A 13882-nucleotide genomic window follows, 5' to 3' on the forward strand; every position below is an offset into this window, starting at 1 on the left:
GTGCCATACACCGAGTCGTCTGCTTCGCGGGTGAACCCGCTCCCACTGGGGGGCAAGCGAACCCGCCCAGACAACATTATTCCTTCAGCGACTACAGGAGCACCCCATGCCTGAGATCCTCGGCCACAACTTCATCGCCGGCCAGCGCAGTGCCGCCGGCCAACAGCGCCTGCAGAGCCTGGACGCCACCACGGGCGAGGCCCTGCCCTACAGCTTCATGCAAGCTACCGAAGACGAAGTCGATCAAGCCGCCAAAGCCGCTGCCGCCGCCTTCGCCGAGTTCCGCCAGTTGCCACCCACCCGTCGCGCCGAGTTCCTCGACGCGATTGCCGCCGAACTGGATGAGCTGGACGACAGCTTCGTCGCTATCGTTTGCCGCGAAACCGCGCTGCCCGCTGCCCGCATTCAGGGCGAGCGCGGCCGTACCAGCGGGCAAATGCGTCTGTTCGCCCAAGTGCTGCGCCGGGGTGATTTCCTCGGTGCCCGTATCGACCTGGCGCTGCCGGACCGTCAACCCCTGCCACGGGTCGACCTGCGCCAGATGCGCATCGGCGTAGGCCCGGTGGCGGTGTTCGGTGCCAGCAACTTCCCGCTGGCCTTTTCCACCGCAGGCGGCGACACCGCAGCTGCGCTGGCCGCCGGCTGCCCGGTGGTGTTCAAGGCGCACAGCGGCCACATGGCCACCGCCGACCTGGTGGGTTGCGCCATCGTCCGTGCGGCCGAACGCACCGGCATGCCCAAAGGCGTGTTCAACATGGTCTTCGGCGGCGGCGTGGGCGAGTGGCTGGTCAAGCATCCGGCCATCCAGGCGGTCGGTTTCACCGGCTCGCTCAAGGGCGGCGACGCCCTGTGCCGCATGGCCGCCGAACGTCCACAGCCGATCCCGGTATTCGCCGAGATGTCGAGCATCAACCCGGTGATCGTGCTGCCTGGCGCATTGGCCAAACGCGGCGAGACCATCGCCCGTGAATTGGCAGGCTCCGTATGCCTGGGCGCCGGTCAGTTCTGTACCAACCCAGGGCTGGTGATCGGCCTGCAGTCGGCGCCGTTCAGCCAGTTGCTCGCCGACCTCGGCCAGCACCTGGCGCAGCAGGCTGGGCAGACCCTGCTCAATGCCGGGGGCCTGCGCAGTTATGTGAGCGGGCTGGAACACCTGCAAGCGCACGTCGGCATCGAGCACCTGGCCGGCCAGGCGCAGGCAGGCAGCCAGGCCCGTGCCCAGCTGTTCAAGGCCGACGCACGCCTGCTGGTGGACGCCGACCCGCTGCTGCAGGAAGAAGTGTTCGGCCCCACCACCGTGGCCGTCGAAGTCAGTGACGATGCTCAATTGCGCGCCGCGCTGCTGGGCCTGCGCGGCCAGCTCACGGCCACCCTGATCGGCGAACCCGAAGACTTCGAGGCCTATGCCTGGCTGGTGCCGCTGCTGGAAGAAAAAGTCGGACGGATTCTGGTCAACGGCTACCCGACCGGTGTGGAAGTGAGCGATGCCATGGTGCACGGCGGCCCCTACCCGGCCACCTCCGACGCCCGCGGTACTTCGGTCGGCACCCTGGCCATCGATCGCTTCCTGCGTCCGGTGTGCTACCAGAACTACCCGCAGGCCTTGCTGCCGAAGGCCCTGCAGGACGGCAACCCACTGGGGCTGCGACGCCTGGTCAATGGTCAGTGGAGCGACCGCGCGCTCTGACGCGCTTGTAGGAGCGGGCTTGCCCGCGAAAAAGATAGCGCGCTGCCTGGCACGGGCTACGCCCGTGTTCACGGGCAAGCCCGCTCCCACAGGGATTGGGCTGGCTTCTAGATTTTGAACAAGACAGTTGCCCTCACAGGGATTGGGCTGGTCTTTAGATTTTGAACAAGACAGTTGCTCCTACAACCGAAGAGACAGCTTGCTATCACAACGCCAGGTGCAAGGGCCCGGATCCGTCAGCCGGCATGGCGCAGCAGATCAACGCCTCGTCCTGCGCCACGGCGAACTCCGGTGCCTCGGCATAGGTGACCGCCCCCTTGAGCACACGGGTCCGACAACTTCCGCATGACCCGCCACGGCAGCCAAAAGGCGGCTCGAGGCCACGCTGCTCGGCCAGTTCCAGCAGCGAGCCATCCCCTGGGTTCCAGCGCGCCTCTTTCGCCGAGTCCATGAACATCACCGCAACCGACTCAGTGGCCACCGCCGGCAAGGCCGGCGCTGCCTGCTGTTCACTGCGCGTGCGGCGCAGGCTCGATGGGCCGAAGGCCTCGGCGTGGATCCGTGCATCGTTGATATCCAGTGCGCGCAGGCCGTCGTACATCTGCTGCATGAACCCCTGCGGCCCGCACAGGTAGAAGTCGTAGTCGTCGAACGGCAGCAGCTCGCGCAACAGGTCGACGCCCAGACGCCCTTCGCGCTCGTAATCCACGCCTGCTACCGCACCGCTGGCGTCGCTGAGCAGGCGCACATGCCTGAGCTTGCCCTCGGAGGCAGTCACCAGCGCTGCAAATTCACTGGCAAAGGCCAGTTGTGCCCGGGTCGAGGCCGATTGAAACACCCAGGCCGGTCGGGCGTAGCGTGTACGCCGCCCCTCATTGACCAGGTGCCTGGCCATGGCCAAGACGGGGGTCACCCCTACGCCCGCGGCCAGCAAGACTACCGGACGGCGCACCGTAGCATCGAGGGTGAAGGCTCCGGCCGGCGCACGCGCCTCGATCAGGTCGCCGATCCTGACCTGCTCATGCAGGTGCCGAGAGACCACACCTTCGCGCTTGACGCTGATGCGCAGTGCATCATCGGCCGGCGCGCCAGACAGGGTGTAGGTGCGCACCAATGGCGCCTCCTCCCCAGGCAACCGTACCCGGATCGGCAGGTGCTGCCCCGCCTGGCGCACCGGCAAGCCCAGACCATCGTCGGGCGCCAGGTGGAACGAACGGATGTGCTCGCTCTCGTCGACGATCTGCGTTACCCGGTACGGACGCCAACTTTGCTGCAATGCCGCGGCCTTCAGGCGCGCCTGCATGTCTTCCCAACTGCCGGTCATCAACACATTGGGCGAGATGCCGTCATCCATGTCGACCCAGCGCAGCGCCAATCCTCCCGGTCGGCGGACGATCCGCTCGGGGTAGAACCGCCACATGCGCTCGGCGCCGATGAAGGCGAGTGTCTGTGGATCGTCGACGATCACTTCGGTGCGCCCGGTCATCTGCAGCAGGTCGCCGCTGCGCATGTCGACGAACACCAGCCCGGCACGGGGGTTGAGCAGCATGTTGCCCAAAGTATTGAAGAACAGGTTGCCATTGAAATCAGGCACGCTCAGCGTGCCGTCGACGTCGATGTGGACGAAGCCAGGCTTGCCGCCACGGTGCGAGACGTCCACCTGGCACACGCCATCGCGCACCACGTACGAGGCAACGTAGAAGGAGTCGGCGGCGGCCACCATCGCGCGGTCCGCTGCGTTCAGCTCGCTCGACTCGCTGGGCTCGCCGGGCGCGCTGTCATCGAAGACATAGCGGCGCAGATTGATATAGCGCGGGCAGTTGCCATAGGACTGGGTCGGCTCGATGGTAAAACCGCTGTCGTCTGCCCGGCGCACGAAGCCGTTCAGGCGATTGCGTCGGCGGGTGTGCAACTCGATGCCGAGCATGCCGACGCCGTCACCGTCCTCCAGCCCGGCATCCGCAGGATCGGCTGGCTCACGGGGCAGGTCCAGGAGCAGCCGGCGCGGATCGGGGGATTGCATGAAACCGGGCTGGCCGGTGCGCAGCGTCGCCCACGGATCGCCGTGCGGGTCGACGCTGCCGAGCACCACGAAAGGCAGTTGGGCATAGAACTCACGGTGCTGGTCGGGCATGAAGTCACGCGACATCTGCACCTTGCCAATCCCCACCATGCGCTCGACCGCACCGACGCTGCGCTGCAGCGTAAGCTCGCCGTCGTGCCAGGGAGAGGGCTTGAGGTCCGACGGAGGCTGGTTCATGGTGGCACCTGAACGGTTGAGTGAGGGTGTATCAATCCTTACTCATTCGCCCGACACTTAGAATCACTGCGGGTGGCAATTGATTATTTCTCTCGAAGAAACAGTCGTGAGCCTTTCCCCGCCCACAAACGCACCGATGAGAGCGGGTTAGCGTGTTGAAGCCTGTCAGACGCCCTGTGCTTCTGCCGCCTCATGCGCCTGGCGCAGCCGCTCGCGGCTGTTGCTCAGGTGCAGGCGCATGGCCATTTTCGCTCCTTCGCTGTCGCGTCGGGCAATGGCTTCATAGATGGCCTCGTGCTCATGGCTCAGGCGGCTCATGTAATGGGCCTGGTCATCATGGGCCAGGCGCGCCGAATTGAGCCGGGTACGGGGAATGATGCTGGTACCCAGGTGATTGATGATATCAGCGAAATAATGATTGCCGCTGGCCTGGGCGATGCGCAGGTGGAACTGGAAATCCGCCGAGACCGCATCGGAGGCATGCGCGGCGCCTTCGTTGATTTCGTCGAGCGCAGCACGCATGCCGGTCAGTTGTTCGTCGCTACGGCGCTGGGCGGCGAGCCCGGCCGACTCGATCTCCAGGGCGATGCGCAACTCCAGCACCGCCAGCACCTCGCGCAGGGTGACGATGGTCGCCGGGTCGATACGGAAACCGCCGGTGCTCGGCGCGTCGAGCACGAAGGTGCCGATGCCGTGGCGGGTCTCCACCTGGCCGGCGGCCTGCAGCCGCGAGATCGCCTCGCGCACCACCGTGCGGCTGACGCCCTCCTCGACCATGATCTGCGATTCGGTCGGCAGTTTGTCGCCACGCTTGAGTTGGCCGCTGCGAATACGTTCGGTCAGCACTGTGACCAGTTCCTGCGCCAGACTGCGCGGTTTGCGTCGGGTCCGTGCCTGTAGCTGCTGCTCTGTCATGCCCTGTACGTTTCATCGTGAAAAGACAGCCGTCATCATAGCTCATGCAGTTGTACGATCACATACATCCGCCAGGGTTTTCATCTCGCCGCCAAAGCCTTGTGCCGAACCGCCGAGGGCGCCTCGCCCATGACCCTGCGGTACATGCTGGAAAACGCACTGGGGCTGTCATACCCAAGGTCGAGGGCAACCCGGGTGACCGCCTCACCCGCTGCCAATCGCGTGACGGCTGCCATCAGGCAGGCTTGCTGACGCCATTGTCCGAACGACAACCCGGTCTGTTCGCGAAAGCGCCGGCTGAATGTCCGCGGGCTCCAGTTCAGGTGCATCGCCCAGGCCTCGGCCGTCGTGCTGATCGAAGGCGCCGCGAGAAACGCCTGGCACAAGAGCGCCAGGCGCGGCTCCCCTGGCATCGGCGCGAACAGCGGCAGGCGCTCGGCGCTGCGCAGCTCATGCAGGATCAGGCCGACCAGTTGGCCGTCGCGCCCTTGAGGGTCATACAACGCGGGCAGTTCGGCACTGGCCAGCAGCAACTGATGCAGCAGCGGCGTGACCAGCAGCGCCTCGCAGGCCTGTCCCAGTCTCGGCGCCGCAACGGCCTCGATGTACAAGCTGCGCGTGCTCACCCCTCGCATCAGCACCTGATGGGGCTTCCCCGACGGAATCCACACACCGCTGTAGGGTGGAACGACCCAGGCGCCATCGTCAGTCAGTACTTCCATCAAACCGCTCATGCCATAAAGGAACTGCGCACGCCGGTGCACGTGGCGTGGCAATAGCGTGCCAGGCGGATAATCGGTAGCGATCGCCAGCACCGGACGTGGCGTGGCATCGACCTGGCACAGCGGCACATTGCGCATGGGGATCTCCCGTGGCTGAAACGCACGGATTATTGGCCAATGCTCGAATGCTGGCCAGCCCTCGCCTCCCTACCCTGCATCTCCACTCCCCTGACAAAGGCTGGCGATCATGCTGTACCCCTTGCTCGGTGTCTTCGGCCTGTGTGCTGGCGTCACCACGCTGCTGTTCGGCTTCGGCGGCGGTTTCTTCGCCGTGCCCTTGCTCTATGCGTTGCTGCTCACCCGCCATGCGGCGGGCTCCCCGGTGGCGCTGCACGCCATGCAGATCGCCGTGGCCACCTCGGCCATGCTGATGATCTTCAGCAGCGCCCTGGCCACCTGGCGGCACCAGCGCGCCGGCACGTTGCGCTGGGACCTGGTGCGCCCACTGGCTCCGGCCATCGCCCTCGGGGCAATGGCTGGCGCCTGGGCCGCCCTGTACCTGGACAGCACCTGGCTGCGTTGGCTGTTTATCGGCTACTTGCTGCTGAGCCTGCTCGATGCGTGGCTGCGTCCAGGTTTCATGCGCGTTGGCAACCAAGGTCCGGTGCCGCTGGGCAAGGCTGCGGCTGCCTTGGTCGGCCTGCCGATCGGCGCACTGGCAGCGCTGCTGGGGGTCGGCGGCAGCGTGATGACCGTGCCGCTGATGCGCAGGCGCGGCGCCAGCATGGGCACCGCCACCGCCATGGCCAACCCGCTGTCATTGCCCATGGCGCTGGCCGCCACCCTGGTGTATGCCCTGGTGCCGGCGCCAGAAGCGAACCTGGGTTCCGGGCTGCTGGGCTATATCGACCTGCGTGCGGCACTGGCAATGGCTGCAGGCGCCTGGCTCGGCATGCACCTGGCTGCGCCGCTGCTGGGCCGCCTGAGCGATACCCTGCATGCGCGGGCCTACCTGGCACTGCTGGCCTGCGTGCTGGTGGTGATGCTGGTGACCGGCCTCTGATGCGAAACGAGTGGCGAATCGCCCGTCGAGGCCTGTAGTGTGCGGGTTTACGTGCCGCCAGATGACGCGGCACGGCCCAAGGAAGGCATTCTATGACGACACTCGACCGAGCCCTGCTCACCACCGGCCTGTTCATCCCACCCTGGTTGCTACTGGGGGTTTGGTTTACCGCCCAGGCTTACCCCGGTTACCAGCACCTGCAGCAGGCCATGAGCCAACTCGGGGCAACAGGCGCACCGACCGCGGCATTTTCGCCCTGGGTCAACAACTTCCCTTTGGCACTGCTGTTTGCCTTGTTCGCCTGGGGGCTGGCCCGCCGTTGGCGTCGTTCGAACGTCGCCCTGGCGAGTGCGCTGCTGGTGTTGTTGCACGGCGTTGCGAGCCTTGGGACTGGTGCATTCGCCTGCGATCCGGGTTGCACCCCCACCGAGCCGTCGTTCTCCCAGCACATGCATAACCTCAGCGGCCTGCTGATGTTTCTGTCGCTGACCCTGGCCGCCCTGCTGTGGGTCTGGCTGGCATTGCGCATCGCTGATTCACGGCTGCTGGCCAGCGGCTCCCTGCTCTGTGCGGTGGTCTCCATCGGCACGGTGGCGTTGATGGCAAGGGCAGCCGAAACAGGCCAGCTCTTCGGCCTCTATCAACGAATCAACTACGGCGTGGCGGTGCTCTGGATAGCCGGGCTGGCGTGTTACTCCTTGCGTCAGCCTGTCTCGGGCCAGGCGAAGCTGCCCGTCGCCTGACGGCAAATTGCTGGCCCCCAGGCGCTGAAAGCGAAGGCAAACTCCCTTTTCCTTCAGACGCTTAGGACAGCAACATGCGGGTATTTCTAGCAACCCTGGCCAGCTGCGTGTTGGCGGCCACCGCATTCGGCGCCCAGGCCAGGCCGCTGAGCCAGAACGATCGCAGCGTGTGCGGCTGGGGCGCGCAGATCGCCTCGGAGGCGCAGCACGCCAAGCTCTCCGGGGTGACGCTTTATGCAGCGCGCAAGAAGCTGCAAGTGCGGCGCTTCGCCAAACCCTGGATGCGCATGACAGCGTTCGGCATCACCGAGCAAACCTACAACAGCAGCTCACGCCTGCCGCCGAAGGCCATCAAGCAGACCTACTACGAACAGTGCGTCCAGCACGCCGTCGCGCGCCGATAACCAACGCGGGCGGCTCATCAACAACCCCTGTTCAACTGGCCTGGATGCCGACATCCAATATCGATGACGGCATTTTCCCTACAGCGTGGGCGTGACAGCTCCGCTGCGACGCCCCCGCCCGATCCTGCCACTAGCGCAATCCACTTGATTTCTTGCCTGATTCTCTGAACATGCTGCCCGATGGATAGGAAAGCTGTCCGCCAAGGTCTAGAGTTTTCAGATCGGAAACCCGCCCTGCGCGCGCGGCGTTCCTCCCAGGGCACTGCCTCGACGCACCGCCCTGCGTATAACAACGAAACACCAACCGATGATCAGCGGGTGAACGCCATGGAACTACGCATCAACCAGAAGACCTATCAGGTCGACGCCGACGCCGATACCCCACTGCTGTGGGTGATCCGCGATGACCTGGGCATGACCGGCACGAAATATGGCTGCGGCCTAGCCCAATGTGGCGCCTGCTCGGTGCTGGTGGACGGCAACGTGGTGCGTGCCTGTGTCACGCCGGTGGCCGGTGTGGTTGGCCGTGAAGTGACCACCATCGAAGCGATCGAGGCCGACCCGGTGGGCAAGCGGGTGGTCGCAGCCTGGGTCGAGCATCAGGTCGCCCAGTGCGGCTACTGCCAGTCTGGCCAGGTGATGGCCGCGACCGCGCTGCTCAAGCACACGCCAGCGCCGAGCGACGAGCAGATCAATGCCGCAATGGTCAACCTGTGCCGCTGCGGCACCTACAACGCGATCCACGCCGCGGTGCATGAGCTCGCCGGCCAGCCTGCCGCCAAGGAGAGCGTCTGATGAACTCGCCCCTCGACATCCCGTCCGAACTGCGCGACCTGAAACTGGATCAGCCGGTCAATCTTTCGCGCCGCCGCTTTCTCGCGGGTAGCGCCATCGGTGCGCTGGTGATCGGCTTTGGCTTGCCGCTCGGCTCGGCCCGAGTGCAGGCCGCCACCGCGGCGGCCGTAGAACGCGGCACGCAGGTGCCGGCATTCCTGGAAATCCGCCCTGACGGCACCGTGCGCCTGCTCTGCCCCTTCATGGAAGGTGGCCAGGGCACATTCACCGCCATGGCGCAGATCGTCGGCGAAGAACTGGATATGGACCCGGCCAGCTTCCTGATCGATGCCGCACCGCCCGGCGAAGCCTACGTGGTGATGGAAAATGGCCTGCGCATCACCGGCGGCAGCATGTCGGTGCGCATGAGCTACCCGACCATGCGCCGCCTTGGCGCGCTGGCCAGGGCGATGCTGCTGCAGGCCGGTGCCGACACCCTGAAGGTGCCGGTCAGTGAGCTGAGCACCGAACCGGGCAAGGTGGTGCATGCTGCCTCCGGCCGCTCGGTCGCTTATGGCGACCTGGCCGAGCGCGCCATGGACCTGCCAGTCCCGGATCCGGCCAGCATCAAGCTGCGCGATCCCAGCCAGTTCCGCTGGATCGGCAAGCCGGTACGCCGTGTCGATGCCTATGACAAGTCCACCGGCAAGGCCCTGTACAGTATCGACCTCAAGGTCGACGACATGCTCCACGCGGCGGTACAGCACGCGCCACGGCTGGGCATGACCGTGGGCGGCCTGCGCAACGAAGCGCAGGTCAAGGCGATGAAGGGCGTGCATTCGGTGCACGTACTGCCGGGTGCCGTGGCGGTGGTCGCCGAACGCTGGTGGCATGCCAAGCGTGCCGTGGAGGCGGTACAGGTCGACTGGCAGGAGCCAGGCGCCGATTCGAAGGTGCGCACGATGCCAGCCGACTTCTCCAGCGATGCCTATCGCGATCACCTGGCCGCGCAAACCGGCCCGGCGCGCGATGACGAGAACGAAGGCGATGTGGCGGCTGCGCTCAAGGGGGCCAAGACCCAGGTGGAAGCCACCTACCACAACCAGTACCTCAACCACGGCCAGCTCGAACCACCGTCGGCGCTCGCGCGCTTCAATCCCGATGGATCGCTCGAAGTCTGGCTGCCCAACCAGGCCCCGGACATGTTCCGCGACGACATCGCCAAGCGCACCGGCCTTGCCAAGGAGCAGATCATCCTGCATTCGCCGCTCCTGGGCGGCTTCTTCGGGCGCCACTTCCTGTACGACTCGGCCAACCCCTACCCACAGGCCATTGCCCTGGCCAAGGCGGTCGGGCGCCCGGTCAAGCTGATCTGGACCCGCGAGGAAGAGTTCGTACGTGACGTGCTGCGGCCCGTGGCAGTGGTCAAGTTCCGCGCCGGGCTCGACGAGAAGGGCCTGCCGGTTGCCATCGAAGCGGTCAGCGCCACCGAGGGCCCGACCGAGGCAATCGCAGGCAAACAGGGCGAGAAGATCGACCCCACTGCCGTGGAAGGCCTGGCGGGCAAGTCCTATGCCATTGCCAACAAACGCATCGCGCAAATCTATGTCAAGGGCCCGGCCATGCTGGGCTACTGGCGTTCGGTCGGTAATTCGCTGAACGACTTCTTCTATGAGTCGTTCCTTGATGAACTGGCCGACAAAGGCGGGCACGACCCGTTCGAGCTGCGCCTGCACCTGTTGCGCGACAATCAACGCCTGACCACCCTACTGCAGGCAGTCGGCGAATTGTCCGGTGGCTGGAAACGCGGGCCATTTACCGCCGAGGATGGCACCAAGCGTGCCCGCGGCGTGGCCATGGCTTCGCCGTTCGGTTCGGAGGCGGCGGTGATTGCCGAAGTGTCGATCGAGAACGGCCAGGTCAAGGTGCACGACATCTGGCAGGCGATCGACCCGGGCAGCATCGTCAACCCGGCGATCGTCGAGCATCAGGTCAACGGCGCCGTGGCGCTCGGCCTGTCGCAGACGCTGGTGGAGGAAGCGGTGTGGGTCAACGGCATGCCGCGTGCGCGCAATTACGACCTGTACCCGATCCTGCCGCCATCGCGCATGGCCCGGGTGCATGTGCGCATCGTCGAGAGCGGGGCGAAGATGGGTGGCATCGGCGAGCCGCCGCTGCCGGCAGTGGCACCAGCGGTGGCCAACGCCGTGGCGCGGCTGACCGGCCAACGCGCGCGCAGCCTGCCCCTGAGCCGCCATACCTTTGCCTGACACGGAAGCCCTCATGAAAAACAGCCGACTGGTAACCACCACCCGCTGGCTCGCGCTGCCGTGCCTTGTCGCGGCAGGCCTGCTGGCCTGGTATGTCACCCGCGAGGTCACCTCGCCCTTCGAGCAGGAAACCCCAAGCCCCGACCAGGCGCTGATCGCCCGCGGCGAATACGTCGCGCGCCTGAGCGACTGCGTGGCGTGCCACAGCCTGCCGGGCAAGGCGCCGTTCGCCGGCGGCCTGGAAATGGCAACACCCTTGGGCGCGATCCATGCCACCAACATCACCCCGGACCGCAACAACGGTATCGGCAGCTACAGCCTCGCCGACTTCGACCGCGCCGTGCGCCACGGCGTCGGGCCGGGCGGGCGCCGGCTGTACCCGGCCATGCCCTACCCGTCCTACGCCAAGCTCAGCGATGACGACATGAGGGCGCTCTATGCCTTCTTCATGAAGGGCGTGCAGCCGTCAGACCAGGCCAATATCCCCAGCGATATTCCCTGGCCGCTGAACCTGCGCTGGCCGATCGCCTTGTGGAACGGCCTGTTCGCCGCCGACAAGCCCTACGCTGAAAAGCCCACCGAAGACCCCCTGTGGAACCGCGGCGCCTATATCGTCCAGGGCCCGGGCCACTGCGGCAGTTGCCATACGCCACGTGGCCTTGCCTTCAACGAGAAGGCGCTGGACGACTCCGGCAAGGCGTTTCTCGCCGGAGCCCTGCTCGACGGCTGGTACGCGCCGAGCCTGCGTCAGGACCACAACACCGGGCTTGGGCGCTGGAGCGAACCCGAGATCGTGCAGTTCCTCAAGACCGGTCGCAACAAACATGCGGTGGTGTACGGTTCGATGACCGAGGCGTTCAACAACTCCACGCAGTTCATGAGCGACGAAGACCTGGGCGCGATTGCCCGCTACCTGAAGTCGCTGCCGGGCGACCCCCAGCGCGACGGCGCCCCCTGGCAGTATCAGGCCGTGTCGGCGGCTACCCGCCTCGATGCCCCGGGCGCACACAGCTACGTGACCCGCTGCGCGTCGTGCCATGGCCTTGACGGCCAGGGCCAGGCCGAGTGGATTCCGCCACTGGCCGGTGCGACCTCGATGCTGGCCAAGGAAAACGCCTCGGCAATCAATATCACCCTCAACGGCTCGCAGCGTATCGTCGCCGCCGGGGTGCCGGATGCCTACCGCATGCCCGCGCTGCGTGAACAGATGTCGGACCAGGAGATCGCCGAAGTGCTGAGCTTCGTCCGTACGACCTGGGGTAATACCGGTGGTGCGGTCGATGCACAGGCGGTGGCCAAGCTGCGTGAACATACCGACCCTGCCAGCAGCAGCCCGATCGTGCTGCATATGCGTTGAAGGAGCGCCCATGGAAAGTATCGACCTGCTGGTCCTGCGTACCGCTCGGGACTGGCTGCAAGCCGGCCACCGCGTGCTACTGGCCACCGTCGCCCGTACCTGGGGTTCGTCACCACGCCCGGTCGGCTCGATGATGGCCTTGCGCAGCGACGGGCGTGTGGTCGGCAGCGTCTCCGGCGGCTGCATCGAAGACGACCTGATCCACCGCTACACCACCGCCTACGGTGGCCCCGGCCTGCCTGACAGCACCCCACAGCGGGTGCGCTACGGCGTTACCGCCGACGAGGCCCATCGCTTCGGGCTGCCCTGTGGCGGCACGCTTGAGCTGATTCTGGAGTTTTCGCCATCGTGGCAGTCGCTGGCCCAACTGCTTGAGCAGCTCGACAGCGGCCAACTGGTGCGCCGTCAGCTCGACCTGCACAGCGGCGCGGCCACCCTCCTCCCCAGTGCTGCCCCGGAGCAGTTCAGCGTTGATGGCGAGCACATGGCAAGCACCCTGGGTCCAGGTTATCGACTGCTGCTGATCGGCGCGGGCGCCCTGGCCGAATACCTGGCGACCATGGCCCTGTTCAATGGGTTTCGTGTTTCGGTCTGCGACCCTCGGCCCGAGTACATCGACGGCTGGAACGTGGCCGGTGTCGAGTGTCTGGTCGGCATGCCCGACGATGTCGTGCGCGACTTCGCCCCGGACGTGCGCACCTGCATCGTCGCGGTCAGCCACGACCCCAAGCTCGACGACCTGGCCCTGCTCGAAGCGCTGCATGGCCCGGCTTTCTATATCGGTGCCATCGGCTCGCGGCGCAACAGCCAGCAGCGTCGCGCGCGGCTGATCGAGCACTTCGGTGAGTCCGATGCCAGCCTTGCGCGCCTGCACGGCCCCATCGGCATCTACATCGGCAGCAAGACCCCAGCCGAAATTGCCGTGAGTGTGATGGCCGAGATCCTCGCCGCCAAGAACGGCGTCGAACTGCCTGGTGCAGTGAACGTCACCAAGGCCAAGCAGGCGCGGGAACAGACACTGCCTGCCACCTGACCCTGCGGTATGCTTGCGAGCTTTCCATGCCGTCACACTCGGACAACCCAGCATGACCGAACCCCAAGCCAGAGCTCGCTGCGCCGCCCTTGTGCTCGCCGCCGGACGCGGCACGCGCTTTGGCAGCGACAAGCGCAAGGCCGTGCTCGCGGATGGACAGGGACTACTGGCCAGCACCTTGAAACAGGTACAAGCCTGTTTCGACCCGGTGTATGTGGTGGTGCGCTGCGACGATGATCCGCAAACTCTGGGCATCGATGCGCAAGTCCACATCGTACGCGCCGCACAGGCAGCTGATGGCATGGGAGCGAGCCTCGCGGCCGGCATCACGGCCCTGGCCAGCATCGATGCCCCGGCCGTGGCCGTGCTGCTTGGCGATATGCCGTGGATCGCACCACGCACCTTCGAACACCTGCTCGGTCACCTCGCTGCCGAGCTTATCCTCCTGCCGTGCTACCAAGGCCGACGTGGCCATCCGGTCATCTTCGGGCGCCATTTCTGGGCGGCCCTCACCCGCCTGCACGGTGACCAGGGTGGGCGACCGGTCATCGAAGCCAACCCTCACGCCTGTCTTGTGCTGGATCTCGACGACCCTGGCATCCTGCGCGATATCGATACACCCGCCGATATCCCGCCTACATCGGCTTGAGTAAA

At 65.9% G+C, this 13882-nt stretch carries 12 protein-coding genes; 9 read left to right on the forward strand and 3 right to left on the reverse strand.

From position 1 onward, the window contains the following. Positions 1-106: 106 nt before the first annotated feature. Positions 107-1687, forward strand: a complete 1581-nt coding sequence (locus ACMGGG_RS11940) for an aldehyde dehydrogenase (NADP(+)) (protein WP_112898385.1) — start codon at positions 107-109, stop codon at positions 1685-1687. Between the two features lie 205 nt (positions 1688-1892). Here the strand turns inward: ACMGGG_RS11940 and ACMGGG_RS11945 are convergent, their stop codons facing one another. From ACMGGG_RS11945 to ACMGGG_RS11955, 3 genes are all read right to left on the reverse strand, one after another. Beyond that, a complete protein-coding gene (locus tag ACMGGG_RS11945; protein WP_414155544.1) occupies positions 1893-3947 on the reverse strand; it encodes a pyridoxamine 5'-phosphate oxidase family protein in 2055 nt (684 codons plus the stop codon). Positions 3948-4112: 165 nt separating this feature from the next. Further along, a complete protein-coding gene (locus tag ACMGGG_RS11950) occupies positions 4113-4862 on the reverse strand; it encodes a FadR/GntR family transcriptional regulator (RefSeq protein WP_054890774.1) in 750 nt (249 codons plus the stop codon). A gap of 80 nt (positions 4863-4942) precedes the next feature. Beyond that, positions 4943-5722 (reverse strand): AraC family transcriptional regulator, encoded by a 780-nt coding sequence (locus ACMGGG_RS11955; protein ID WP_125930027.1) that lies wholly within the window; start codon positions 5720-5722, stop codon positions 4943-4945. Positions 5723-5831: 109 nt separating this feature from the next. Here ACMGGG_RS11955 and ACMGGG_RS11960 point away from each other — a divergent pair, with 109 nt between their 5' ends. From ACMGGG_RS11960 to ACMGGG_RS11995, 8 genes are all read left to right on the forward strand, one after another. Further along, the gene (locus tag ACMGGG_RS11960; RefSeq protein WP_414155545.1) at positions 5832-6647 is read left to right on the forward strand and encodes a sulfite exporter TauE/SafE family protein; all 816 of its coding nucleotides are present in this window, start codon (positions 5832-5834) and stop codon (positions 6645-6647) included. A gap of 92 nt (positions 6648-6739) precedes the next feature. Further along, the gene (locus ACMGGG_RS11965) at positions 6740-7390 is read left to right on the forward strand and encodes a DUF998 domain-containing protein (RefSeq protein WP_414155546.1); all 651 of its coding nucleotides are present in this window, start codon (positions 6740-6742) and stop codon (positions 7388-7390) included. 74 nt (positions 7391-7464) lie between these two features. Beyond that, on the forward strand, positions 7465-7794 hold the full coding sequence (locus ACMGGG_RS11970) for a hypothetical protein (RefSeq protein ID WP_054890776.1): 330 nt from the start codon (positions 7465-7467) through the stop codon (positions 7792-7794). 327 nt (positions 7795-8121) lie between these two features. Beyond that, positions 8122-8589: a (2Fe-2S)-binding protein gene (locus tag ACMGGG_RS11975; protein ID WP_414155547.1), complete on the forward strand. Its 468-nt coding sequence runs from the start codon at positions 8122-8124 to the stop codon at positions 8587-8589. Next, the gene (locus tag ACMGGG_RS11980) at positions 8589-10838 is read left to right on the forward strand and encodes a molybdopterin cofactor-binding domain-containing protein (RefSeq protein ID WP_414155548.1); all 2250 of its coding nucleotides are present in this window, start codon (positions 8589-8591) and stop codon (positions 10836-10838) included. The genes ACMGGG_RS11975 and ACMGGG_RS11980 overlap by 1 nt, the downstream gene beginning before the upstream one ends. Before the next feature lie 13 nt (positions 10839-10851). Then, positions 10852-12195: a c-type cytochrome gene (locus ACMGGG_RS11985; RefSeq protein ID WP_414155549.1), complete on the forward strand. Its 1344-nt coding sequence runs from the start codon at positions 10852-10854 to the stop codon at positions 12193-12195. A 10-nt stretch (positions 12196-12205) separates the two neighbouring features. Continuing rightward, complete coding sequence (locus ACMGGG_RS11990) at positions 12206-13228, forward strand: XdhC family protein (protein ID WP_063545059.1); 1023 nt, start codon at positions 12206-12208, stop codon at positions 13226-13228. A gap of 52 nt (positions 13229-13280) precedes the next feature. After that, the gene (locus tag ACMGGG_RS11995) at positions 13281-13877 is read left to right on the forward strand and encodes a nucleotidyltransferase family protein (RefSeq protein WP_414155550.1); all 597 of its coding nucleotides are present in this window, start codon (positions 13281-13283) and stop codon (positions 13875-13877) included. Positions 13878-13882: the final 5 nt, after the last annotated feature.

This window comes from Pseudomonas sp. BNK-44-b (assembly GCF_047456245.1).
In the GTDB taxonomy this organism is placed as follows: domain Bacteria; phylum Pseudomonadota; class Gammaproteobacteria; order Pseudomonadales; family Pseudomonadaceae; genus Aquipseudomonas; species Aquipseudomonas machongensis.